General features: G+C 64.1%; 21 protein-coding genes and 1 pseudogene. 11 read left to right on the top strand and 11 right to left on the bottom strand.

Features of this window, described 5'->3' with window-relative positions; genetic code table 11:
- Positions 1-19 precede the first annotated feature (19 nt).
- Complete coding sequence (locus DFR69_RS35790) at positions 20-217, top strand: type I-E CRISPR-associated protein Cas6/Cse3/CasE (protein ID WP_425271601.1); 198 nt, start codon at positions 20-22, stop codon at positions 215-217.
- A gap of 74 nt (positions 218-291) precedes the next feature.
- Here the strand turns inward: DFR69_RS35790 and DFR69_RS35575 are convergent, their stop codons facing one another.
- Positions 292-906, bottom strand: coding sequence for a methyltransferase domain-containing protein (locus DFR69_RS35575; protein ID WP_110038939.1), 615 nt, complete (start codon positions 904-906; stop codon positions 292-294).
- Between DFR69_RS35575 and DFR69_RS19095 the strand changes: the two genes are divergently transcribed.
- Positions 905-1678, top strand: coding sequence for a hypothetical protein (locus DFR69_RS19095; protein ID WP_110038938.1), 774 nt, complete (start codon positions 905-907; stop codon positions 1676-1678). The genes DFR69_RS35575 and DFR69_RS19095 overlap by 2 nt on opposite strands.
- Before the next feature lie 167 nt (positions 1679-1845).
- Complete coding sequence (locus DFR69_RS19085) at positions 1846-2181, top strand: type I-E CRISPR-associated protein Cas6/Cse3/CasE (RefSeq protein ID WP_110038937.1); 336 nt, start codon at positions 1846-1848, stop codon at positions 2179-2181.
- Positions 2182-2255: 74 nt separating this feature from the next.
- On the opposite strand, the gene DFR69_RS19080 is transcribed toward DFR69_RS19085, so the two are convergent.
- The 4 genes from DFR69_RS19080 to DFR69_RS19065 form a co-directional block, all read right to left on the bottom strand.
- The gene (locus DFR69_RS19080) at positions 2256-3095 is read right to left on the bottom strand and encodes a class I SAM-dependent methyltransferase (RefSeq protein ID WP_167456327.1); all 840 of its coding nucleotides are present in this window, start codon (positions 3093-3095) and stop codon (positions 2256-2258) included.
- Positions 3096-3339: 244 nt separating this feature from the next.
- The gene (locus DFR69_RS19075; RefSeq protein WP_167456326.1) at positions 3340-4758 is read right to left on the bottom strand and encodes an amidase; all 1419 of its coding nucleotides are present in this window, start codon (positions 4756-4758) and stop codon (positions 3340-3342) included.
- 20 nt (positions 4759-4778) lie between these two features.
- Positions 4779-5963 (bottom strand): hypothetical protein, encoded by a 1185-nt coding sequence (locus DFR69_RS19070; protein WP_146229350.1) that lies wholly within the window; start codon positions 5961-5963, stop codon positions 4779-4781.
- Positions 5960-6952, bottom strand: a complete 993-nt coding sequence (locus tag DFR69_RS19065; protein WP_244198350.1) for a nitrilase family protein — start codon at positions 6950-6952, stop codon at positions 5960-5962. The genes DFR69_RS19070 and DFR69_RS19065 overlap by 4 nt, the downstream gene beginning before the upstream one ends.
- 30 nt (positions 6953-6982) lie before the next feature.
- On the opposite strand from DFR69_RS19065, the gene DFR69_RS19060 reads away from it, so the two are divergent.
- From DFR69_RS19060 to DFR69_RS35785, 5 genes are all read left to right on the top strand, one after another.
- Positions 6983-8035: a LacI family DNA-binding transcriptional regulator gene (locus tag DFR69_RS19060; RefSeq protein ID WP_110038932.1), complete on the top strand. Its 1053-nt coding sequence runs from the start codon at positions 6983-6985 to the stop codon at positions 8033-8035.
- A 10-nt stretch (positions 8036-8045) separates the two neighbouring features.
- On the top strand, positions 8046-9053 hold the full coding sequence (locus DFR69_RS19055; RefSeq protein ID WP_110038931.1) for an alpha/beta fold hydrolase: 1008 nt from the start codon (positions 8046-8048) through the stop codon (positions 9051-9053).
- 86 nt (positions 9054-9139) lie between these two features.
- A complete protein-coding gene (locus DFR69_RS19050) occupies positions 9140-11695 on the top strand; it encodes a LuxR C-terminal-related transcriptional regulator (RefSeq protein WP_110038930.1) in 2556 nt (851 codons plus the stop codon).
- A gap of 292 nt (positions 11696-11987) precedes the next feature.
- On the top strand, positions 11988-13106 hold the full coding sequence (locus DFR69_RS34055) for a hypothetical protein (protein ID WP_146229349.1): 1119 nt from the start codon (positions 11988-11990) through the stop codon (positions 13104-13106).
- A gap of 470 nt (positions 13107-13576) precedes the next feature.
- Positions 13577-13951: a transposase gene (locus tag DFR69_RS35785; protein WP_167456325.1), complete on the top strand. Its 375-nt coding sequence runs from the start codon at positions 13577-13579 to the stop codon at positions 13949-13951.
- A gap of 143 nt (positions 13952-14094) precedes the next feature.
- On the opposite strand, the gene DFR69_RS19040 is transcribed toward DFR69_RS35785, so the two are convergent.
- From DFR69_RS19040 to DFR69_RS19020, 5 genes and pseudogenes are all read right to left on the bottom strand, one after another.
- Entirely contained in the window at positions 14095-15072 is a 978-nt protein-coding gene (locus DFR69_RS19040; RefSeq protein ID WP_110038928.1) for a YdcF family protein, read from the bottom strand.
- Positions 15069-15506 (bottom strand): aldo/keto reductase, encoded by a 438-nt coding sequence (locus DFR69_RS35780; RefSeq protein WP_167456324.1) that lies wholly within the window; start codon positions 15504-15506, stop codon positions 15069-15071. The genes DFR69_RS19040 and DFR69_RS35780 overlap by 4 nt, the downstream gene beginning before the upstream one ends.
- Positions 15507-15855: 349 nt before the next feature.
- A pseudogene (locus DFR69_RS35775) lies at positions 15856-16197 on the bottom strand (hypothetical protein); the annotation flags it as partial.
- 506 nt (positions 16198-16703) lie between these two features.
- Positions 16704-17513 carry a mycofactocin-coupled SDR family oxidoreductase gene (locus DFR69_RS19025; RefSeq protein WP_110038925.1) on the bottom strand — a complete coding sequence of 270 codons (810 nt, stop codon included), beginning with the start codon at positions 17511-17513 and terminating at the stop codon, positions 16704-16706.
- A gap of 563 nt (positions 17514-18076) precedes the next feature.
- A complete protein-coding gene (locus tag DFR69_RS19020; RefSeq protein WP_244198354.1) occupies positions 18077-18709 on the bottom strand; it encodes a TetR/AcrR family transcriptional regulator in 633 nt (210 codons plus the stop codon).
- Between the two features lie 217 nt (positions 18710-18926).
- Between DFR69_RS19020 and DFR69_RS19015 the strand changes: the two genes are divergently transcribed.
- The 3 genes from DFR69_RS19015 (at position 18927) to DFR69_RS19005 (ending at position 22533) form a co-directional block, all read left to right on the top strand.
- Positions 18927-19730, top strand: a complete 804-nt coding sequence (locus tag DFR69_RS19015; RefSeq protein ID WP_110038923.1) for an SDR family NAD(P)-dependent oxidoreductase — start codon at positions 18927-18929, stop codon at positions 19728-19730.
- Positions 19731-19773: 43 nt separating this feature from the next.
- Positions 19774-20901: a DUF5938 domain-containing protein gene (locus DFR69_RS19010; RefSeq protein WP_110038922.1), complete on the top strand. Its 1128-nt coding sequence runs from the start codon at positions 19774-19776 to the stop codon at positions 20899-20901.
- A 90-nt stretch (positions 20902-20991) separates the two neighbouring features.
- Positions 20992-22533 (top strand): acyl-CoA synthetase, encoded by a 1542-nt coding sequence (locus DFR69_RS19005; protein ID WP_110038921.1) that lies wholly within the window; start codon positions 20992-20994, stop codon positions 22531-22533.
- A gap of 157 nt (positions 22534-22690) precedes the next feature.
- On the opposite strand, the gene DFR69_RS34050 is transcribed toward DFR69_RS19005, so the two are convergent.
- Positions 22691-23164 carry a hypothetical protein gene (locus tag DFR69_RS34050; RefSeq protein ID WP_146229348.1) on the bottom strand — a complete coding sequence of 158 codons (474 nt, stop codon included), beginning with the start codon at positions 23162-23164 and terminating at the stop codon, positions 22691-22693.
- Positions 23165-23544: the final 380 nt, after the last annotated feature.

The raw sequence follows: 23544 nt of genomic DNA, 5'->3' as shown, positions 1-23544 counted from the left end.
GCACCGTCACTCGGGTCCGATCCGTCACGTCGCGACTCGCTTCGACGGTATCGCCACGATCCACGATGTCGACCTCGTCCGCAGTGCGGTTGCCGACGGCATCGGGCGCGGGAAGTCGTACGGCTGTGGCTTGTTGAGCTTGCTCCCGGCCAACTCGGAGGCCCCTGCAGACTCCGACTCGGCGGGCGAGGAGCGGGGAACATCCCCACATCGGTGAGGGTCAGTCGTCGTCCATGCGGAAGGTCAGTTGTGTTCCCGCGTGTTTCCCCATAGTCATGGGGGCGTCGTCACTCAGGCATGAACCGACTCAGGCCCGGCGATCTCGATCGGGGAGCTTCCTGCTTCCCGGTGGGGCTTCTTGACTGCGACGTGATAGTTCAGTGGGAACCCGTCGGGGGCATTGGCGCTCCGGTGCGTGAACTGTTCGACTTCGGGAAGGCCCTGAACGCCGTGCTGAGGTAATCGGTGACCTGGAGTCGCTCGCTCGGGCTGGTCACGAGTGTGAAAAACGCCTTCCGGCTTGGGTACGCGCTCGATGCTCGCGAAGAGGTCGGGCCACTGCTTTTCGGGAATGTGGCCAACGAATAGAGACCGGGTGACGGCATCGAAGGTGCTCGTTCGAAAGGGCAGTGTCACGGCATTGCCGTTCACGAATTTCGAACTGGAGAGCTCAGTCTTGCCGCAAGCGCTTCGCCGTGCTGCCTCGGTAGGTCGAGACAGACATGCAGGCCGCCGACAGCGGTTCGCGGCCGCAACAACGCCAACATCGCGTGCATCAATGGCCACGAGTACGGCGGCTGGGTCGGCGGCGAGATCACCTTCCCGCCGCGCTACGTCCCGCCGACGGGCAAGATCAACACGCCCGGCCGCTCCGCGCGCATCAACAATTGCTAGAACTGAGGACATGACCACCAATCCCGGTGCGCCGAAACCGTCACCGGCGGCGACAGCTCGCGCCTCGTCGTGGGCTGTCGCCGGTGTCCGCGCATTCGATGGCACCCTCGGCTCGCTGGTGCCCGCGGTTTTCCCGGCGTACGCCCGTGTATTCCACCCGGCCTATCGGAAAACCGCGAAAAGCGACGCCACACCGGTGCGGTGGAGTGAAATCGCCGCCACACACGAGCGCACGATGCACGCGTTGGCGCAATGGCATCCGATCAATCCGCCGCAGGGAAAGAACTCCGGCCACACACTGGACGCGTTGGCACCCCGCCCCGGCGTTTGGGACGACGAACCGGTGGTGGGTGCTCTGCCGTCCAGCGTCGTGACCAGGCTGAGCGGTCTGCTCACCCGCCACACCACCACACCGGGCCGCTGCTGGCTGGCGATCTGGGAGGGCTACGGCGACCTGGACCCGCGCTGGCGGACCGCGCCGTCGTTCGACCTGCCGGGCCGCCTGATGCACCTGTTGGCAGGCCCCGTGGCCGCGGCGGCGTTCCCGCTCAACGACCGACCAGGGGCCGAACCGTTCCGCAACCTGCACCCGAACCTGTGGTGGCCCGCCGACCGCGCGTGGTGCGTGGCGACCGACGTGGACATGATGACGACGTATGTGGGCGGCAGTGTGGCGGCGATCGAGGCGCTCACGGGTGATCCTGGCCTGGAGGCGCTCGCGGCCACGGCCGACGACCGAGTCACCTGGAATTCGGACACGGTGAACCGGACCACCGGCGGTTAATCCGACTGCCACTGAGGCGTCATTGGTTTGACCTGCCGGTCGTCGCCTGATGGCGGCCAGCCTGATGGCATGACGCAGCCGGAACCGCTTGTCAGCACCCCGCAGCAGGACGCGGACGCCCCCAGGTATTCCCTTCTCGTCGCCCGTGACAGCGCCGAGGTCATCGCGTGTCGCGGCTCGACGAGCTCGCGATCGACGCGGTGCAGCCGATCAGCCTCGTCGCGAAGCTGGACATCAGAGGCTGGCCGGTGCTCGGCCCGATCATCACCCGCGCCGATACCGTCTACCACCGTCACTCGGGTCCGATCCGTCACGTCGCGACTCGCTTCGACGGTATCGCCACGATCCACGATGTCGACCTCGTCCGCAGTGCGGTTGCCGACGGCATCGGGCGCGGGAAGTCGTACGGCTGTGGCTTGTTGAGCTTGCTCCCGGCCAACTCGGAGGCCCCTGCAGACTCCGACTCGGCGGGCGAGGAGCGGGGAACATCCCCACATCGGTGAGGGTCAGTCGTCGTCCATGCGGAAGGTCAGTTGTGTTCCCGCGTGTTTCCCCATAGTCATGGGGGCGTCGTCACTCAGGCATGAACCGACTCAGGCCCGGCGATCTCGATCGGGGAGCTTCCTGCTTCCCGGTGGGGCTTCTTGACTGCGACGTGATAGTTCAGTGGGAACCCGTCGGGGGCATTGGCGCTCCGGTGCGTGAACTGTTCGACTTCGGGGAGCGCGCCGAACGCGGTGCCCAGGCAACCCTCGACCTGGAGTCGCTCGTTCGGACTGGTCACAAGAACGAAAACACCTTCCGGCTTGAGTACGCGCTCGATGCTTGTGAAGAGGTCGGGCCACTGTTTCTCGGGAATGTGGCCAACGAACAGCGACCCGGTGACGGCATCGAAGGTACTCGTTCGAAACGGTAGTGGCACAGCATCGCCGTTCACGAACGTCGACTCAGCGAGCTCCGTCTTGCCACGAGCGCTTCGCAGTGCGGCCTCGGTGAGATCCAGACAGACATGCAGGCCGCCGATGGCGGTTCGCTGACGGACCCCTTCGCTCACCAGACCGGTTCCGGACGCAAGATCCAGAAGCGAACCCGACGACAGGTCAACACCGACGGACTTGATGATGTCGGCGCAGTTGTGTCCGATGGTTGGAATCCACGCGTGCTGAAGGTCATAGGGGAATCGGTGGTTGAGTATCCAGTATTCGTAGAGTTGTTTCACCTCACCTGGTGTCGCATCGATCGGCGTGTAGATGCCGCCGCCGAGTACCTTGTACTCTGCGTCACCGACTCGCTGAATTCGGTCCGGCCAGGTGTCTCCGGTCTTGGGGATATACAGGAAGGGCGGTCTGTCCCGCGACTTCAAATGCGATTCCGTCGCTCGTACCGCAACGGTGACGTCGTCGAGCTGGTCGTGCAAGTGGCGAGCTCTTCGGCTGAGGAGTTCGACGGCACCGTCTCGCACCCGCTGCAGAAATTCGTGCGTGGCGCCCCTCATCGACTGCCACGCACCGTCCCGACGTGACGCACCAGCAGCCTCCCCAGATAGTTGGGCCTTGCCAAGGATGCCAGGGGCTGACCGCTCGAGGCGACCTCGACGCTACTGCGCGTCGCCCGATCTGGAGGTGGTCACAATCCCAGCAGCGGGGATACCACTGTGATAGTCATGCCGTCGCAGCATCTTTCGCGGACCTCGTCCATCCGCTGTGATCCTCGGAGCCCGCTGCTCGCGCGACAGCTGATCCGAGGGTGATCGCTGGATCGAGGGCGTGGCGTGTCACCAGCTGCAAACCGAACGGGAGACCACCGATGCGGCCGGCCGGGACACTGATTACGGGTTCTCCGACGACATTCCAGATGCTGGTCATCGAGAGCAAAGCCTGCTTAGTGGGGACGAGCTCGCCCGCGACGAGAGAAAGGCGCTCGCCGATCGGCGGGGCGGTGATCGGCGTGGTGATTGTGGCGAGCACATCGATCTCAAACTCGAACAGTTCGGCGATCTCCGCCACCAGCATCGGGCGCATAACCATCTCCTGCCGGTACTGCTGCGGGGTCACTCGCCGAGCGCTGCGTAGGCGCTCGAGTGTGTCGGGCTGGTAGCCCTTTTCGTTGGTTCGCAACATCGTCCGGTGGACGGCGGCTACTTCGAAGCTTTGCATGGCGGCGAATGTCGCCTGCAGGCGTTGCGGTCGAGGGAGTAGCACATCGACGAGGCGGAACGAGGCCGCAGACGCCATCTCAGCCAGGAGCGAATGGCAGCGCTCGACAACCGCAGGGTCGGCTGGCCCGAGACTTGTTGGGTCGAGCCACCCTACGGTGACCTGGTCAGGTCGAAGTAGTGAATCGTCTGGTGGTTCCAAGGCGAGTTCGGCGTTCACGAGGCGCAGATCCGCAGGGTCCGCGACCAGAAAACCGACGTGGTCGAGGCTCGGCGCCAGCGGGAACACGCCGTCCGTGGAGATCTGTCCATACCGGGGCTTGAATCCCGTCACACCACAGAGTGCGGCCGGGACCCGGCACGATCCACCGGTGTCCGTGCCGACGGCGAGCGGAACGATTCCGGCCGCCACAGCAGCCGCACTGCCCCCGCTGGAACCGCCGGTCATCCGAGTGGGGTCGAGCGGGTTCCGTGAGGGGCCGACCACCGAGATGTCTCCGGTTGGCCCGTAGGCGAACTCGTGCGTCACCGTCTTCCCGAGCACGATCGCTCCGAGGTCTTCCAGCCGTGTGACAATGGGTGCCGAGACGGTGGCTGCCTTGCCGACCAGGTGCGCCGAGCCGCATTCGGTCGGCATGCCGGCGACGTCGATCACGTCCTTCACCGCAATCGGGATCCCATGGAGGGGCCCGCGCGGGCCGTGCTCCCGGATCTCGCGGTCGGCTGCGGCGGCCCGAGTGCGCGCGCCTGCTCGGTCGATATAGGTGAAGGCGTTGATCTCGCTGTTCACCGCGTCGATCCGGGCGATCGCCTGTTCGACGAGCGCTGTCGACGTGATCGCGCCGGAACGGATGTCGGCCGCTGTCTCACGGATGGATGGTGCGATTGCCGAGAAGGCTGGCCTGTACAGCGGGGTACTGCTCATGGGGTGTTTCCTCTTCGAGATCAGGCGAACAGGCCGACGGCCGGGATGATCGTGGCTGTGCAGATCGCCATCGACCCGACGCATCCCACGAAGCGGTGTATGTGGCCGGGGACTGCTTCACCGAGGTGGAAGGCCAGCGGCGGCCCGACAAGCACGCCGAGTACTGATGCCGTGACTGTGGGGATCGGCGACGCCGCGAAGGTGATGACCGCAGCCGGAGCGATCGAGACGAGGGGTACGAAGGTCGGATACCACCCGTGGACTCGCCAGCGTGCCCGCCACACGATCACCGCGAGTGCGCCCGCGGCGAGCTGGGTGCCCAGAATCAGGGGAAAAATTCCAGCGATTCCCTCCGTCGGCCGGACCATGAGGTAGGTGAACACGGCTCCGGCGATCAGCCCCGCACTCGCCCACTCGTTGCCCAGGAACGGAGCCTCGGTGAAATCGGCGAGCACCCGGCGCAGCATCCAGATGACGGACTGACGCGGGGGTTTTGCGACGGGATCCGGCGGCGGTGGGGGATCGGTATCGGCGGGCCGATGTAGCCACGGCAACCGACGGCAGAGGGTGAACGCGAGATAGGCGGTCACAGCCATAGCTGCCGTGAACCCCGCAACGGAGGGAATCCCCAGCGGCGCACAAACATAGGCCGCCGCGGCGATGGCGGCCGGCGCTGTGAGCCCGGCGCCGAGCACCGCGGCGGTGAGCGCGACTTTCCATCCTGGCCCGTACATCAACACAACCGCGGGCGTCACCGATACGAAGGCGACGAACAGCGGCTGCCAGGGGGCAGCGGGCGATCTGGTCCAACCCCAGAGGAGGTGAGTCAGCGCGAGCGCGAGCAGCCCTGACCCCGCGATCCACGGCCACAGACCCGAGCCGCACGCGACGGGGAACCCTTGCCAGCCAATGCCTTTCGACCACATCGCATGTGCGAAGGCTGCGCCCAGCACCATGAGCAGCCCGGCCACCGCGGTGCCGTAGAACGTCGGATCCGACATGCTCGCGAGGACGGCGACACCAGTTTCCTTGGCGTCTGTGAGCGCGTCGGCGAACCGCACCGGCAATTGGGTGGGCCTGTTTCGGGCGATCGCCGGCAATGCTCCGATCGCTGCGACCGACGCTGCGGCCGCGATCGCCGCCACGCCGAGTGCTTGTCCATGTTCTGCACCCCATAGCGAGCGCACCAGGGTCACGGTCCTCATCTCGGAAACCTCGCGCCGCGGGTGTAGCCGAGCATCGGGTCGTACAGGTCGGTGCGGCGATCTCGGAGCAGATCGTTGAGATCGTTCCAGATCGGCGCACTTCTGGCCGACACCAGGTCGACCGACGCCGAGATGATCGTGTCGTCGTCGTGGCCGGCGATATCGCCCAGCGGCCAGCCGTTGGTTCCGGCGATCATCGAGCAGCCGAGGAACTTGGCATCCCGGTCGGTTCCGGTTCGGTTCGCCGCGGCGATGAAAACGTTGTTGGAGTGAGCTGCCGTCATCGTCAGGTAGTTGGCCATGCAGCGTCCGGCACTGTCGAACAGCGGCGGAGGCGTCCACACCCAGTTGTTGCTCGAACAGATGATGTCCGCACCTTGCTGGGCGAGAATTCGCGGCACCTCCGGAAACCAGATATCCCAGCAAATGAGCATCCCGATGCGGCCGATACGAGTCTCGAAGACCGGGAACCCCACGTCACCTGGGGAGAACCAGAGCTTCTCCTGATTCCACAGGTGGGTCTTTCGATAGACGCCGATCAGTCCGTCGGGGCCGATGAGAGCAGCGGTGTCGAACAGACGCATTCCCTCGAGTTCGGCGAAACCTACGACGACATGTACCGCGCGGCTGGCGGCGAACTCGCACCAGGCCTCGACGAACGGCCCGTCGACGGATTCGGCGTGCGCGTAGGCCTCCGCGCGATCGGCGAAGGAGTATCCCGAGGACGAGAGCTCGGGAAGCACGATGAGGGTTGCGCCGTCGTCGGCGGCGGTCGCCGCGGCGGCAAGAGCTTCGGTGAGGTTCCGGTCGCGATGTTCGAGGCCCACCCGAGGGTCGAACTGCACGACGGCGATGGTCACGGGGCTGATTGACATGGTCTCGCTCTTTCGGCTGACGAACTGTTGCCTTTGCCCAAACGTTTGGGTTAGCCTACAGAGACCAAGCCAAACGTTTGGGTTGGGAGTGTTCAGGACAGTAATGTGATCCAAGACACTTTGTCAACATGTGGGAGGCATTCAGTGGCGACGTCGAACTCGCGCCCGGCTACGCTGCAGCAGATCGCGGCCGATCTCGGGCTGCACGTGTCCACGGTCTCCAGGATCCTCAACGCCTCGCCCGCTGACGGGGCTCGGGCGGCGTCGGCGAAGACTGTCGAACGGGTGCGTGCCTACGCGAAGGAAATCGACTACCGTCCCAATCCGCTGGGTACCGGTCTGCGGACCAAACGCACCCATCAGGTGGCCGCGCTGGTTCCCCGACTGTCGGATCTGGTGCTGTCGACAATCTTCGAGGGGATTGATGAGGCCGCCAGCGAGGTAGGGCTCTCGGCCTTCGTCACCAATACCTTCGACGATCCGCAGGTCCAGAAACAGAAAGTCGAACTCGCACTGTCACGGCGGGTCGACGGCATCATTCTCGGCGATTCGCGACTCGATGGCGTGCTCGCTGATGAGCTGCGTAGGCGGAAGGTGCCCTATGTGCTGGTCAATCGGCGAGCGCCAGGACATGTCTCCGTGGTCTGCGACGACTATCTCGGCGGCAGGCTCGCAGCCGAGCATCTCTACGGCCGCGGGCACCGGGCGGTCGGCATCGTCGCAGCTCAGCCCTACGCCAGCACGGGCGTGGATCGGTGTCGTGGGTTCGTCGACTTCTTCGCCGAACATGAATGCCCCATACCGGATGACCTCGTGGCGCACTGTGGTTTCGACGCCGAATCCGGGGCAGAGGCTGCTGACCGGCTCTTGCGTCACCATCGGGAGCTGACCGCGTTGTTCGCCGTGAACGACTTCTCGGCCATCGGCGCGATGTCCGCTGGGCGACGGCACGGACGAAACATCGGCGCCGATCTGGCCGTCGTGGGATTCAACGACATCGCGATCGCTCGGCAACTCGCTGTACCTCTCTCATCGGTGCATTCCGATATGCACGGGATGGGCCGGGAAGCCGTTGCCACGCTGGTTCGCATCATCGCGGGGGAGGAACCGCCGAGCCGTGCCATGCCCCCCGAGCTCGTCGTCCGCGATTCGTCGGACTTCGACGTCAACCAACCGTCCGCCAGCACAGAACAATGAGGTAGCGACCATGGCTGTACAGCAATTCCCTTTACAGGACTTCGAGCTCGAGAGCGGGGCCGTGCTCCCGGACGCGACCCTCGCGTATGCGACATACGGCGAACTCGATGCGGGCAGGCAGAACGCGATCGTCTTTCCCACCTGGTTCGCCGGCACCCACGAATCCAACGAGTGGCTGATCGGACCCGGTCGTCCGCTGGACACCGACCGGTACTTCGTCATCGTGCCGAACACTTTCGGTAACGGGCTGTCGTCGTCGCCGTCCAACGCGGCCCCGCCGTTCGACGGCACGCGATTTCCCGCGATCACCGTGCGGGACAACGTGGAGGCGCAATACCGCCTCGTCTCCGAGTGCTTCGACATCCAGGAGCTCGCCCTGGTGCTGGGATGTTCGATGGCGGCCATGCAAACCTATCAGTGGGCAGTCGACCATCCGGAGATGGTCCGCCGGGCGCTTCCTTATTGCGGCGCGCCGCGCACGCCCGCGCACGGCCAGCTTTTCGTCGACAGCCTGCGTGCCGCGCTGACCGGGTCAGTGCCCCGGGGCAGCGCGCTCGTGCCGCAACACGCGGCGCTGGAGACCTTCGCCCGTGTCTTCGCGGCCTGGGGGTTCTCCCAGGCATTTCATCGGCAGGAGGAATACCGCAGTCTCGGCTTCGATTCGGTCGAGGCGACCACCAGCGACTTCTGGATCGCGAACTTCGCGGGCCTCGACCGTGACAACGCGCTGTGCCAGCTCGATACCTGGTTCACCTGCGATGTATCCCGGGGCGATCGATTCGAGGGGAACCTGAGTGCAGCGCTCGGCTCGGTCAAAGCCCAGCTCGTCTCGTTGGCGTGCGACACGGACCTGTACTTCCCGCCCGAAGACGAGGCAGCCGCCACGGCTCACATCCCCGACGGGCTGGCGATGACCATCCACAGCGTATGGGGACATCAGGCGGGCGGCGGAACAGATCCGGTCGGAGCTCAGGTCATCGGAGAGCAGGTTCGGCGGCTTCTCGACTCGCCCGCGTGATCAGCGGATACTCACCGCGAATCCTCTGGATGAGAGACTCCCGAATCTGGCGGTAGCCAGCAACGGGCCGACTAATGTGAGAGGTCATGGGTGCACGAAGGCATAGCTCGCCGACAAGCCCGTCCGCGTTCGTCGGCAGGCAGGTCGAACTCGATCAGGTCGTCACCTTGTTGGTCCGGTCGGTGCGGCTCATCACCCTGGTGGGCCCCGGCGGGATCGGCAAGACTCGGTTGGCGGCCGAAGCGGTGAACAGATTCCGCCGCAGTGCCGGTGCATCTGTGCACTGGGTGCGGTTGGCAAGGCTCGCGCCGGGTTCGAGCGTGACCGCGGTCGAGGAAGAAATAGCCCACGCGGTCATGGAAACCGACTTCTCGCCCAGATCGGGTTGGCGGGCGATCGTCGACGCGTTGTCCGGGGGCGACGACAGCGAGCAGACCGTGTTGGTCATGGACAACTGCGAGCACGTGCTCGGCGCCGCCGGTCAGGTCATCGACAGGTTGCTCGCCGCGGCACCGAACCTGAGTATCGTCGCGACGAGTCGAGGCACAATCGGCTGGATCGACGAATACCGGGTGCCAGTTCCGCCCCTGACTCTCGAACAGGGCGTGGAACTGTTCCAGCTGCGGTCAGAGCTGGTCGGCCGACCGATGCTCGCCGGCGAACGCGATCTGATCGGTCAGATCTGCCGCCACGTGGACAACCATCCCCTCTACATCCGGCTCGCCGCAGCCTGTCTGGCGCGCAAGCCGCTGCCAGTTATCCTGGCCGAGTTGAGCGGCGGGGCCACTGACCGCAGGATGCGGTGGTCGGACGCGCCGCGTGTCGGGATCGACCCCCGCCATCGCGGGGTGCGCGACGTCATCGCCTGGTCCTACGAGCTGTGTGACGAGCCGGAGCAGATCCTGTTCGAACGGATGGCGGTGTTCGCGGCAGGCTACGATGCCAATCCCGAAGAGGGCGATGAGGATTGGCTCGATATCGGTGCCGACCGTGAGGCGATCATCGCGGTGTGTTCCGATCCCGACGGCAGTTCCGGGCCGGGCACCGTCACCCCGGAATCGATTCCGGACCTGCTCGATAGATTGGTCGACCAATCGCTCGTGTCGATCCACCTCACCTCGACGACGGCACGGTATTCGCTGTTGGAGAGTATCCGGGTCTTCGCTCAGTATCGGCTGGAGCAGCGCTCTGCCAGTGGAAGCGACGAGCGGGCGCGGCTGGAGTTGCGGCACCTGCAGTACTACCGGGACAAAGTGGTCGCCGCCGCCGCGAACTGGTGTGGTCCCGACGAGATCAAATACCTCGAGTGGGCGCGGGCGGCGTGGACCAACGTCCTGACCGCGATGGACCGCAGCCTGGCTGAACCCGAGCATGCCGTGCTCGCGCTGGACATATGCCAGGGCCTGCTGGAGATCCGGTTGCAGTTCCTGGGATGTTCCTTTCGCGAGATCAGGGTCTGGTCGGGACGCGTTCTGACCGCGGTTCAACAACGGGCGGCGACTGCCCAGGATCGGGAATCTGGCAACGCCTTGGAAGTGACAGCGCAGTTGGTGCGGATCGCTGTCTGCCAAAGTGCACATGACGATGCGGCCGAACTCCTCGACGAGTGCATGCGAATCATCGCCGGCGACCAGGTCGCGCCGTCCGGCTGGCGCGAATCGGCGGGCGCGGACCTCCGAGCAGCCGCAGCCGTCGAATGCGCGTGGGGGCTGGAACTGCTGATGGCCAAGCAAGATCCCCGGTCGGTGACTGTCCTCGATCGCGCGGCCGCGAAGTACGAGGCCGAAGGCAAGCCTGGAAGCGCGGTCGCGGCTGGTCTGTTCGGCGCCCTTGCGGCTGGAGCCCTCGGCACCGACGAGGAGGCTGAATCCTTGACAGCGACCTACCTCGAGAAGGTGAACCGGTCAGGAGCCCCCTGGGCATTCGCCTGGGCGCAGCTGGCGCGCGCACTGGCGCTGACACGGGTGGGGCGATTGAACGAGGCGCTGAAGATGGAGCGTATGGCGCTGGCGTGCATGATACGCATCCGTGACCAGTTCGGTGCCTTGTGGGCTGTGCAGTTTCGGATGCTGACCCTGGCCAGGATCATCGAGGGAATTCGATCGACCCCCTCGGAACGGAGACAGGCGACCGCTATCGCGGCCGAGATCGCGCAACTGGCAGGTGGGATCGAAGCCCTCGTGGCGGACCTGCGCATCGACGTCAGCGGGCTCGGCCCGTTCTCGGCGGGCACCTCCGACGCAATCGCCATCGCGCGGGAGACGCTGGGCGAGCACGGATTCGCCGATGCCAGGGCACAAGGGACCAAGCTGCGCATCGATCGTCGGGAACTTCAGTCGCTGGCGATGGGAAAGATGTCGCTGCGCCCACCCGCGCCGCGGTCAACCTCGATGTGGAGTCAGCTGTCGCAGGCCGAGGCCGCGGTGGCGACGCTGGCAGCCGCCGGTTGGACGAATTCGGCGATCTCCGTCCGGAGGGGCAGCTCTACTCGAACTGTCGACTCGCAGGTCGCCTCTGTGCTGCGAAAGCTTTCGATCTCCTCACGGGAGCAGATCGTCGACCTCGTCCCTCCGGCCCTCCAGGAACGGGTCCGCGCGGAAGCGCTGCGCCGCTCCGAACGGCAGTCGAGATTTTCCCCTTAGGGACGCTCGGATCCATATCGAACGCCGACCCGACGCTTCCAACGGGGCCGGGGCCGCTGGGGCGCCCTGGCTTCTATAGTTGTCGCCGGGAGACTTCCCAATGCTGGGATGCCAGTACGCTCGTTGCCATGCCAGGCGCATTGGTCGGCCACGCTCGTTGCTCCATCGACGCGTGACCTCACCTCCCTTGGGGAACGTCCGATCACGCTTGTTGCCGCGAGGTGATCGGTGTGCGCCTGAAAGCCTCGCTCTGCGACTATTTTCGAGCATTGCAATTTGGTGGGGTGTGTAGATGAGCAGAATCAGCCGGGCGCTACAAGCCTTGCTCGATGGTCTCAGAGGCGACGGGATACCGGGTGCTGCGCGAGTGGCAGGGCACCCGCTCTCCCGTCGGGCAGAAGGCCTTCGATCGGTAGTCTCGATCACCCGTGATGCGGACAGACTTTCCGGGCAGCCTATGAAGCAATCTTTCGTCGGCCCTGGTTCTCCGGCGGTTCAGTACGTGATCGACCGCCGTTCAGCGGAATTGAGGTTGGATACACAGGCTCATAATGCTCTGGAATCAAGTCTGTTCATCGACGAGCCAATCCATCGAATAGCCCTGCTCTCGCGAGATGGGCACCCAGAGCTCGCGCTAGGCAAATTGAAATGGGCCGGCTATCTGGATGCTCGCGCGTATGCCCGACAGTACGGCAATCGAAATCTTACGGTGCCGTTCATGTCCGAACTTCAGCAACGGCTGACACAATTCGCACCTGCTGAATCCGCAGGAACGGCCAGCGGTCGCCCCAGGTCGATCATTCTGGACCCGCTCACTACTGAGGAACGGAGGGCGGTTGCGTCGAATCCGTATCTTGCGCACCTGCGAGAGGGGTCCATCGGGGTACCACCAGGCAAAGAAGCGATCGCACATCGCCTTTCGGAGTCGCGGGCGCTGAACCGTGAACTGAGAGGCTTGGCCCGTTGGTATAATGACGCTTTCGACCTGATGCGCGAGCAGCAGAGCCTTCGGGTTCGCAATGGTATCGACCCCTATCGGCTCGCCGCAGAACTCCAGCAGCGCCATTCCTCCATCAATCCCTGGGGGGACGACTGTTCTTCCCGAATGCTGATGAATTGGTCACTGGAACGCAGCGGGTTACCGCCGAGTGCCCCGCCAGATTTCAGCAGAGCCATCGTTTCGACCACCGGCCAATGGGCCGATGCGGTTCGTACCGGTAGTGAAGCATTCGGCGAACGCGCTACCAGGCTCTCTCAACTTGAGTTTCCGGCCGACCCGATCGAGGTGTTCGGCATGCAACGGGAATACGAAACATATCGGGCGCGGGGACTCGAAACGGACTTCGCGCATGGCGTCAATTTCGACATCGAGGCGTGCAGGGACCTTATGAAATTGCTTCGGGAGGGTTGATTGGTGCCTGTCGCCGGAGGAGGGTGAATAGTCGATGCGCCATCGCGCCGAGAAAAGTATTTCGGTGAGTCTCTTCTGGTACTTCGCGACGACACGCGGACTGTGTGAGAAGGAAACACCTGCGCGACTGCCCTCCGGGTCCGTCATATTGGCTCGCGCTACGCGGTCGGGCCTGACGAATACTGGGCCATGCGAACTGCGATCTTGTCCGAGCAGCATGGGCATTCCGTCGCGATCTATCCGCTTTGCCCAATGGGGTGATGTCCATTTCCTGCGTGCGGGTATTCAGCAATACTCGCCCGCAGTTTGCCGGCTGTCCCGTCCATCTGATCTGCGACTGTTCTGCTGGTGTGACCTGTCACGCGCTCCAGGGCGAGGATGATTTTGCGTCCGAGCTTGGCGAGCATTGGAATGCCTAACGGGTTCGATCGGGTGGCGGCGAGATCCGCTGTCGTGCAGGATATTTCGCCGTGACAACGCCCTGGATCGTGGCTGACGAGTTGCGGGCGGTTATCGAACCGCTACTACCGGTGAAACCAGCGGGAACACCAGGACCGGCCCAGCCCGACCCGAGGCTGGTGTTTCCAGGGGGCATCTTGTTCGTGTTGTCCACCGGGATCGGGTGGGAAGACCTGTGCCAAGAACTCGGATTCGGGTCGGGGATGACGTGTTGGCGCAGGTTGCGCGACTGGCAAGCCGCCGGGGTGTTGGAGGCGATGCACCAAGCGGTCCTGGACCGCAGCAATGCCGCCGGGTTGATCGACTTCGACTGGATCATGATCGACGGGCTCGCATGTGCGGGTGAAGAAAGGGGGGGGGCGCCGCGACCGGGCCGAGCCCGGTAGACCGCGCCAAGACCGGGTTCGAAGCACCACCTGTTGACCTGTGGAAACGGGTTTCCGCTCGTGGTGGAGCTGTCTGCGGCCAATGTCGACGACCACCTGATGGTGGCGCCCGTGCTCGATCGGGTTCGTCCCTTTCGCGGGGGTCAGTACCTGCGCTCAGCGGGTCGGAAGGTTTCACTCAGTCGTTCATAGGCGTCGCGGACCTCGCCGGGGATGTCTTGGTGGACGATGTGCCCTTCGGCGGGGTATTCATCGAGGCGTTTGATCTCTCCCATAGTGACCGCGACGATCGACCTCGGGTGTGGTGCTGTGTCAACATCGGGCCGGTTGCCATACTTCAAATAGTTCTCCAGGGAGACGTCCAGGGTGGACATGGCGACATGATCGACCGAAAAGCGCTTGCCGTTCACATCGGCAGTACCCTGTTGCATGAGCGTGGCCCATACTCGGCGTGCGTGGAATGGGGTACACACACCGATGAGCGACGAGATATCGCGGCCGCGGTCGGCGAGGATTTGGGCCGAGAACGCAGCGTTCTGTCCCGTGTTGGCCGCCAGGGGCTCCTCGATGATCTGTCGGGGGTCGAGTTGCATCTTCTCGGCGGCCAACCGGAATGCGGCTGCCTCCCCGTTGTATCCGGAGAACACCACGGGGACCTCGCCGAGCCCACGGTCACGGACCAGATTCACGACTACCGAAGCGCCCCCGATGTCCGTGCTGCCGAAGCAGATGATTCCACCATACGCACGCACTGGATCGATCGCCCATTTCGGATCGAAACGCAGGTAATCCCACAGTTTTCCGAGGTCTGACATCGCCCGGTCGGTCTCGACACCGCGCTCATGGAGATCCCCGAGCCATGTCGTGTAGGTGGTGTCCCTGCGCCCACCGTAGATCCGATCGTTGCTGATCAACGCTCGAGCGGAGGGGTCGATCGGTATCGCAGCGGTGTGGTCCGCGCGAAGCAACATGCCGGCCGATGCCCGGGTTTCGCTGATCAGCTCGCGCCGGTTGCGGACTGTGTGTGCAATGCCAGCGGTCAAGGCCCGTGCAACTCGACCGGTTGCCTCGCGAGCGATCTCTGCCGGGCTCTTCGCGCCGGGCAGATCCAGGTCGCTCATGGGACCCCTCGAAACTCATGGGACGGACGGGGGTCGAGATCCATCGCTGCGGTCAGCAACCACCACGGCGCCCGGTGAGGTGATGGCCGGCGGAGGCACCGGGGATCGGCGCGACGACCGGGAGCGCGGGCGAGTAGCCAGGCGAGGGAACCTGGACTGGCGGTGCACCGGCACCCGACAAGTTGCCCGGCAGCGACCTCGGACGGCCCTATGTGCCCTACCTTTGTGTCGAGTTCAAGCTTTCCGAGGGCGCCGACCTGATCCGGGACAGGAACTTTCGGGTTGATCCGGTGCGATTGCGTCGGGCCGATACGCTCGGTCCGGCGCCGACGCAGTGCCAGGTCGACCTGGTCACACAAGCTCTCGGGCCCTCCGTCGGATCCCCACCCAGTCGGCCTGCACCGGACGATCCAGACCCTGGTGGCGATGGTCATGTCGTCCGGCCTCGGATGCAGCGCTGGGACAGGGATTCTCGCTGGTATCCCATCCGCACAGGAAGTGATGACAATTACTGCGCCACGGCCGCGGTGACCTGCTCGGGTGTCCATTCGCCGCAGCTCGGCAGGAAGCTGACCGGTAGCGGTCCGGGAAGCCCACCACCGCGCGGAAAAGGTTTCGGCTGAGACCGCGGTGATTCCGAGACCACGGCTGAACATATCGTTGTCGAGGCGCGTGCTCGCCGCCGATTTCGGTGCGGTCGGCTGCCAGCAGGCCGTCGTCTTGTGATCCGACCAGTGGCTCGGGTCGCCGCACCGTTCAGCAGACGTGTCTCGAGGTTGCACCTCATCCGGCAAGCGTATGGAATCGCCGTCGGCGCGACGTCCCACCGCTGGGAACAGCGCGCACTACGCGGAAGCCGTTCCCACTTCCTGTGAGAACCCTACGGGACAGCGTGTGAGGGCGGACTTCCAGCATATCGAGGACGACGGAAAAACGTTCTCGGCCAAAAGATTTGGCCAAGACAAGGAATCGCGTGTTCGGCTCGAACAGCACCTCCTGCTCCCATCGGTACGTGGAGAACGAGCGGATGTCGCGACCCGACCAGGACACGATACGTGCCAAAGTTTCGCCGCGGCGCCGGTGCGGTGTCGTACGGGCCGTGCTGGTGAATGCCGTTTCGGTGACAGTGTCGCCTGGCCGTTATCGGGCGAGGTCTGCCGGAGTCGGACTCGTTACTCGATGCACTATTCCGCGGTAGGGGGGAAGTTTTCGAATCGCGGCGACTAGATCGTCATGGTATGACCTCATCTCTGGTGGAAGTGTGGCGCCGCGCAATACTTTGTTGATCCCCCGGTAGCCGTCATTGCTGGTGTAGCGACGGATGGCAGCTCGCTCTGTTCTGGTCAGCGTCGAAGGGCGGAATCGCTGGAGGGAATCTGAAATGCGGTTGGTGTCGACGCGTATCGGTTTGTCAGCAGTAAGATCGGCATCGAGAAATAGACGCACAGCCAATTTGAGATCCCTGCCCACCAGTGTGTGTGGGTGGTGCACTGCGGTCGCGCCGGTGCCGATCAACCCAGTCAGGTGGTTGGACATGTCTTCGAAGGCCTTGCTGGTCCACGATCGACCAGTCATCGTCTGGTGAGGGGGTGCCGGCCGCGTGTGTGCGTCATGATTGCTAGGGGGAGGTTTCAGCGATTCAGGTTGCCCAGGTCCACAGGAATCTGGGCGCCAGTGATCTTCGCGGCCTCATCGGAGCACAGCCATGCAATGACGGAGGCGATGTCCGACACATCAGCGGCGTCGATCGGTAGCGTGTTCATGAAGATCGGCGCCAGTGTTGTGGCGTATTCCTCGAGCAGGGGCCCCAGCTCAGTGATTCGCATGTCGGTGGCCACGCCGGCAGGGTGCACGGTGTTCACCCGAATGCTGTGCGCACCCAGCTCATTGGCCATCGACTTGGCGAGCCCGGTGATCGCATGCTTCGAGGCGACGTAGTGCGCCATGAAGGGGTATCCCTTCAGCCCGGCCACCGAGCTGGTGAACACCACGGCGCCACCCTCGCCCTGCTCGATGAGGAAGGGAACCGCGGCCTTTGCGGTATGGAAGGCACCCGTGATGTTGACGTCGATCATCTCGTGCCACTGCTCGCCGGTGATCTGCCACGACAGGGCGGCTGAGCAGATTCCCGCGTTTGCGACTACCACGTCGAGCCGCCCGAACTGCTCGATCCCCGCCGCCAACGTCGCCGAGAGCGCCTCGAAGTCGCGGGTGTCGACTTTGCTCGCGACGATCTCGCCGCCCGCCGCCTCGACCAACCGGACGGTCTCGGTGAGATCTTCGGTGGTCGCGCTCGGGTAGGTGGTGCTGGCGAATTCCGCGCACGCGTCGACGGCGATGATCGCCGCACCTTCCTCGGCGAACCGAACGGCTTCCGCCCGGCCCTGACCGCGGGCCGCCCCGGTGATGAAGGCAACCTTGCCCTCGTAACGTCGCCTCAAGCGATACCTCCAAAATCATAGCGTGAGTTGGTCGTCCCTCGTTGCGGAACAGTGCTGCTGCGGAGAACTGTCCTTCCCTTCGGCGCCGTCAATATGGCCGAGTTTGGTTGGGGCCCGCATCGGTAGCGCCGTCGGTATGCGCGAAACTCGGCCGGAGCCGCTGTCCGTGAGCGGTGTCCTTGGTGGAAACATCGGCCGCGGCGGTATCCGCAGTGAGTACGGATCCCTTTACGGACGTGTCGATCGGGCAGTTCGCGCGACAGGCGCACATGGAGACGATTTGCGTCCTGGCCTTGCGTGCGGCGGCACTGACGCGTGAGATGTAGTGGCCGCGCCTGTTGTGCTGAGTTGCGGCTCCGGTGGAGGCATTTGCGCTGAGGACTGTTTGGCGTGTCCACGCCAAAGTGGGTCCACCAACGCCGTGGGTGGTCCACCTACGGCGATTTGAGACGGAACGCGAAGCTCGGCGGCGGGCCCTCGCCCTGCGCCCCGACTAGGACAGCGTAGAGACGACGATCCTCGGCGAGGAGGTGAGCCACTCCGATCAACAGACCTATTCAGTGTCAGCCGGTGGTGAGTGTGCTCAGCAGTTGTTCGGCAGCGGTGTTGAGTTTCCCGGCAGCGGTGTCGTCTCCGGCGAGTTTCCGGAGCAGAGCCTGTTGGAACAGCCCATCGAACGCGGCGTACGCAACACCGGAGTTCACGGCGGGGGATGAGTTGGCGAGCACGGCATGTTGACTGACGACCTGCCAGATCATCAGTTCGCGGCGTTGGTCGATTTCGTGCACATCAGGCCGGAAGGACTCCTCGAACAGGCTCTGATTGCGTAGGTCGTACCAGAGCCGGTGCAGGTGCGCGTCGGTGTCGAGGGTGGCCGCCATGGCCGTGGCGAATCCGGAACGCAGTTCCTCGGCGCTACGGGCGGTGGCGACGACAGCGTCATATCTGGTGACGCAAGCGGCCTCGTACTGGCGCACCGCGTGGGTGATCAGCTCGTTTTTGTCGTTGAAGTAGTAATGCAGCACGCCGTGGGTGAACTCGGAATTCTGGGCGATCTCGCGCAGGCTGGTTCGGGCATAGCCGAGCTCGGCGAGGGTGTACAGGGCGGCCGAAGCCAACTGTGCCCGGCGTTCGCCGAACTTGTCGATCTGGCGGCGCGAGATCCGGTCGCGTTTCGTCGCGGCGCTGTCGGTCACCGTGGACACCCCATCTTCCTGGCCCCGCACGCTGCGGCACGACTGCAGTTTACCGCATGCCCTGGACGCTTGGCGAAATTTGTTTAGACAGTCGTCAAGAAAAGTCTTGACGACTGTCAAAACAGCGCTAGGCTGTGATCCACGTCGCATTCGAAGGTGCGGCTGGGCGATGTCAGTGACTAGCCGCACGGAGAACTCATCTCGAGGAGGAGATGTCATGAATGGATGCGACCTGACCGGTCGAAAGGCCCTGGTGACAGGCGGCGCGCGCGGGCTGGGCGCGGGTATGGCGCACGCGCTGGCACAAGCCGGTGCCGCCGTGGCCATCGGCGATGTGCGCGAAGACCTTGGCAAGAAGACTGTCGAGGTGTTGCGCGAGTCCGGCGCGACAGCCGAGTTCGTCGCGCTGGATGTCACCGACGACGCCGCGTGGGGGCACGGTGTCGCCACCACGGTGGCTGCGCTCGGTGGTCTGGACATCGTGGTCAACAACGCCGGTGTCGAAATCACCAGCTTGATAGTCGATCTCGACCCCGAGGAAGTGCGGCGCATGCTCGATGTGAATGTTCTCGGGACCGCGCTCGGCATCAAGCACGCCTTCCGGGCGATGAGACCCGGTGGTGCGGCGGGCCGCGGTGGAGCGGTCGTCAACATCTCATCGGTCGCCGCGACCATCGCCTTTCCCGGGATCGCCGGGTACTCGGCGACAAAATCTGCTGTCGACCGGCTGACCAGGGTGGCTGCCATGGAATCGGGCAAGCTCGGTTACGGCGTCCGCGTGAACTGCATCTATCCCGGCCTCGTTCCCACGGAGATGGGTAGCCAGCTGGCCCAGGACGTCGCGAATCTCGGGCTGTTCGGCAGCCCCGAGGAAGCAGTCGGCGCCGTCGTTGATCTGACTCCGCAGGGGCGACTCGGCGAAGTCGCCGACATGGCCGACGCTGTGGTCTTCCTCGCGTCCGACGCCGCCCGATTCATCACCGGGGCCGGCCTGCCGGTCGACGGTGGCATGGGCATGTGACCCGAAACCGACCTGCTACCGACACTTCGAAAGGCTCCACCTTATGAGCACCACCAAGCCCGTCATCGTCTATGGCGCCTCCGGCTACACCGGCCGACTGATCTGCGAATACCTGCGCGAGTACAATCTGCCCTTCGTCGCTGCCGGACGCGATAAAGCACGCGTCCAGGAAGCGATGGACAAGATCCCCGGCATCGAGACCGCTACCTACGAGGTGGTGGAGGTCGCGCATGCTGTCGGTCCGCTGACAGAGCTGTTCACCGGCGCGAGTGTCGTCTGCAATACCGTCGGCCCGTTCGCGCAGTACGGTCACGAGGTGGTCGAAGCCTGTATCGCCGCGGGCACCCACTATCTGGACACCACCGGCGAGCAGGACTGGCTCATTGCCTGCGACGAGCAGTACGGCCAGGCGATGGCCGATCTCGGACTGTTGCTGTGTCCCGGGCTTGCGCAGATGTACACCACCGGTGAGATCGCGGCCAATATCTGTCTCGAAACACCCGGCCTGGACACACTCGACATCCAGGTCTTCTGGAAGGGCTTCCCGACGATCGCGTCGACCCGGACCATTCTTGTCAACGCGGCGTTGTCGAAGGCCTACTACCTGGAACAGAACCAGTACGTCGAATGGCCTGCCGATGCCGGCCTGTACGACGTGACGGTGCCCGGCCAGCATCAGACCGAGCTCGCGTTGCCGTGGGGCGGTACCTCGCATCCCGTGTGGTTCAAGCGGGATCCGCGCGTAGCGAATGTCAAGGTGCTCGGTGGTGTGTTCAACCGGGCACTCATGCAGGGCGTCCCGCAGATCGTCGCAGCCGTCGTGGAGCAGGTGAAAGACCTGGCCGTGGAAGAGAAGTACACAGTGCTCGCTGAACAGGCCGCAGGTGTCATGAACGAGATGCCGCCGCGGGAGAATCCGCGGATCAACACCTCGCTCGATTCGGTATACGCCTCCGGTCCGCTGGGGCGGGCGCATTGCGTGATCTACGGAAACTGCAACTACAAGCAGACAGGTCTTCTGCAGGCGTACGCGGCGCACTCGCTGCTGCAACAGGCTCCGCAGCGGGTGGGGTTCGCCTCCGGTTGCCAAGCGTTCGGCCATAGCGAGCTGCTGGGTACGCTCCGCAGTTTCGGCTTGGTCATGGAGCCTGTTCTGACCGTCCACGGATGACTGTGCGGGGCTGTCGGCGCAGATGCGCGCCGACAGCCTTTCCGTTCAGCCCCAAGTCTTCTCCGAATCGTCGATACCTGAGGATCACCAGTGCGTTTGACCGACTATCTCGACAAGGGCGCCTCGCTCGGCGTTGATGCGCCCTGCCTGACCATGAATGACGAGACGCTGACTTACGGCGCGGTCCAACGACTGTCGTGGCAGGTCGCCCGGGCGCTACATCGGTCCGGTGTGGGTCCCGGCGCGAAAGTGGCGATCTTGTCCGCCAACAATGCCCTCGCCTTCAGCTGCGTGTTCGGTGTGGCCAGGGCCGGGGCGGTCTGGTGCCCCATCAACCCAAGGAACGAGGCCGCTGAAAACCGGGACCTGCTTGACCTCTTCGACTGCTCGTGCTTGATCTTCCAAAAGTCCTTCACTTCTCTGGTTTCTGCGATCATCGACGATCTGCCGAAGTTGGCCGTCCTGGTCTGCCTTGAAGAAGCCGAGATCGCTGGAGCCGTATCCTTCGATGATTGGACATCTGGTCTGGAATCGGGGCCGTGGGAGGCAGAGCCGGTCGACGACATCGCCATGATCGTCGGGACCGGTGGGACAACGGGTCGCCCCAAAGGAGTCATGCTCACCGGGCACAACATGGAGACCATGTCGGCCCTGACTCTCATGAGTTTTCCGTTCGGAAACCGCCCGCGGTACCTCGCACTGGCGCCGCTGACCCATGCCGCAGGGGTGCTGTGTTTTCCGGTACTGACCCTCGGCGGCGAGATCGTCATCATGCCCGCCCCCGATCTGGGAGAGTTTCTGACTCTGGTCCGGCGACACCGGATCACCCACACTTTTCTCCCGCCCACCTTGATCTACTTGCTGCTGGATCACCCCGAACTCGACCGCGCGGAACTGTCCTCGCTGCGGTGCCTGTGGTACGGAGCGGCACCAATCTCCGTCGCCCGGCTGGAACAAGCGCTCGACCGCATCGGGCCGGTCATGGCCCAGCTGTTCGGGCAATCCGAAGCCCCGATGATGATCTCCACGCTCGCCCCGGACCAGCACTTCTGCGCTGACGGGTCGATCGCCCGCGATCGCCTGTCCTCGGTCGGACACCCCACACCGCTGACGCAGGTCGCGATCATGGGCGACGACGGCGCTCTGCTGGACACCGGGCAACGCGGCGAAATCGTCGTACGCGGCCCACTGGTGATGCCCGGCTACTACAAGAACGAGGAAGCCACTGTCGAGGCGAGCCGCCACGGATGGCATCACACCGGCGATATCGGCTACCTCGATGCCGACAACTTTCTCTATATCGTCGACCGCGCCAAAGACATGATCATCACCGGTGGCTTCAATGTCTACTCCGCCGAAGTCGAACAAGCACTGCTCGCACACCCAGCCGTGCGGGACTGCGGGGTTGTCGGTTTGCCCGATCCGAAATGGGGCGAATCTGTCACCGCGGTCGTCCAGCTCAGATCCGGTCACAGCGCTTCCGCAACCGAGCTGCAGGGATTCGTGAAAGAACGACTCGGTAGTGTGAAGGCCCCCAAGCGCATCGAAATCTGGCCGGATCTACCACGCTCCACGGTCGGCAAGGTGCTGAAGACCGACATCAAAGCTCAATTGACAGAGCTCCAGTCCTGAACCACGCCGCGGTCGACACATTCGCGATCGTCGCACTTGCTCGACTCGCACGACCGCTCGCTGTGCCGGTCCAACCCACGGTAGCCCGGTTCTGACTCCGACGGAGAGCAATGAATCAGTCGAGCGCACCCAGTCAATTCAGCCAGGGCGACGTCGCTCAGGACGGGGATTCGTACACACAGATGCCCGATGATTGGGTCGTCGGAACCCTGCTGCGCCCTGGATCGAACCGCCACTGCGAAATCGGACCCGCCGCCTTCCAGAAAAGGAAGCCCTTCGCATCCGACACCACCCGGTAAACGTCCTCGCTCCCGTCGATGAGTTGCGAACCGACACAGTAATCGTTGTACTCGGTGCCGGGCTGAACAGCCCCGACACTGAACAGACCGGCAGGATTGCTGGTCGCCCCTGGGTTCGGCACCACAGTCGGTGAGCCATTGCCCGAGCTCGAACGCCACTCGGGAACTCCCGAGGGTCCCGAATGGCAGGTGAAATACATACCACCAGCGACGATCTCGGTACCCGTCGAGTGCGTCGTGCCCGACCACAGGCAATGACCTCCGACATCAGCTGCAGCGTGCCCGATTCCTGCCAGCGTGGCGCCCGGTGTGATGATCGCGAGCGTAGCCATGCGCGCCATCAAGCGGTTTCGACGGCGATGATCATTCGGATTGCCTCCGGCTCGCCGCTTTGCAACCGGCCTTTCGAAGTCCGACTTGCCTGTGCACGCGTTCGAACCATTAAGAATCACATCACACCGTCCTCACATTCAGGTGCGGGAACCGTAGGACAGGTGATTGCTTCCGGGGCCCACATGCACCACCAATGGTGGGAAGGAATGCGATAGTCCTCAAGGCGGCTCGGGTCAGGTGTGGCGTCGTCCAGCGGCGAGTGACTTCGATGGCGCAAATTCCACGGTGAAGCCGACTTGCCAGCGCTGGGAATGATGGCGAGGTGCCGGGATTTCTCGCGGCTAGTGTCGAGTCGGCCCCGCTATCAGGGGATCGAAGA

The organism is Nocardia neocaledoniensis, assembly GCF_003182135.1.
In the GTDB taxonomy this organism is placed as follows: domain Bacteria; phylum Actinomycetota; class Actinomycetes; order Mycobacteriales; family Mycobacteriaceae; genus Nocardia; species Nocardia neocaledoniensis.
This window is presented reverse-complemented; position numbering and strand designations above follow the sequence as displayed.

Coding starts and splice junctions, on each gene's coding strand:
- DFR69_RS19095 (WP_110038938.1), top strand. CDS start 905: ATGACCACCAATCCCGGTGCGCCGAAACCGTCACCGGCGGCGACAGCT.
- DFR69_RS35575 (WP_110038939.1), bottom strand. CDS start 906: ATGTCCTCAGTTCTAGCAATTGTTGATGCGCGCGGAGCGGCCGGGCGT.
- DFR69_RS19075 (WP_167456326.1), bottom strand. CDS start 4,758: ATGAGCAGTACCCCGCTGTACAGGCCAGCCTTCTCGGCAATCGCACCA.
- DFR69_RS19070 (WP_146229350.1), bottom strand. CDS start 5,963: ATGAGGACCGTGACCCTGGTGCGCTCGCTATGGGGTGCAGAACATGGA.
- DFR69_RS19055 (WP_110038931.1), top strand. CDS start 8,046: ATGGCTGTACAGCAATTCCCTTTACAGGACTTCGAGCTCGAGAGCGGG.
- DFR69_RS19050 (WP_110038930.1), top strand. CDS start 9,140: ATGGGTGCACGAAGGCATAGCTCGCCGACAAGCCCGTCCGCGTTCGTC.
- DFR69_RS34055 (WP_146229349.1), top strand. CDS start 11,988: ATGAGCAGAATCAGCCGGGCGCTACAAGCCTTGCTCGATGGTCTCAGA.
- DFR69_RS19040 (WP_110038928.1), bottom strand. CDS start 15,072: ATGAGCGACCTGGATCTGCCCGGCGCGAAGAGCCCGGCAGAGATCGCT.
- DFR69_RS35780 (WP_167456324.1), bottom strand. CDS start 15,506: ATGACCATCGCCACCAGGGTCTGGATCGTCCGGTGCAGGCCGACTGGG.
- DFR69_RS19015 (WP_110038923.1), top strand. CDS start 18,927: ATGAATGGATGCGACCTGACCGGTCGAAAGGCCCTGGTGACAGGCGGC.
- DFR69_RS19010 (WP_110038922.1), top strand. CDS start 19,774: ATGAGCACCACCAAGCCCGTCATCGTCTATGGCGCCTCCGGCTACACC.
- DFR69_RS34050 (WP_146229348.1), bottom strand. CDS start 23,164: ATGGCTACGCTCGCGATCATCACACCGGGCGCCACGCTGGCAGGAATC.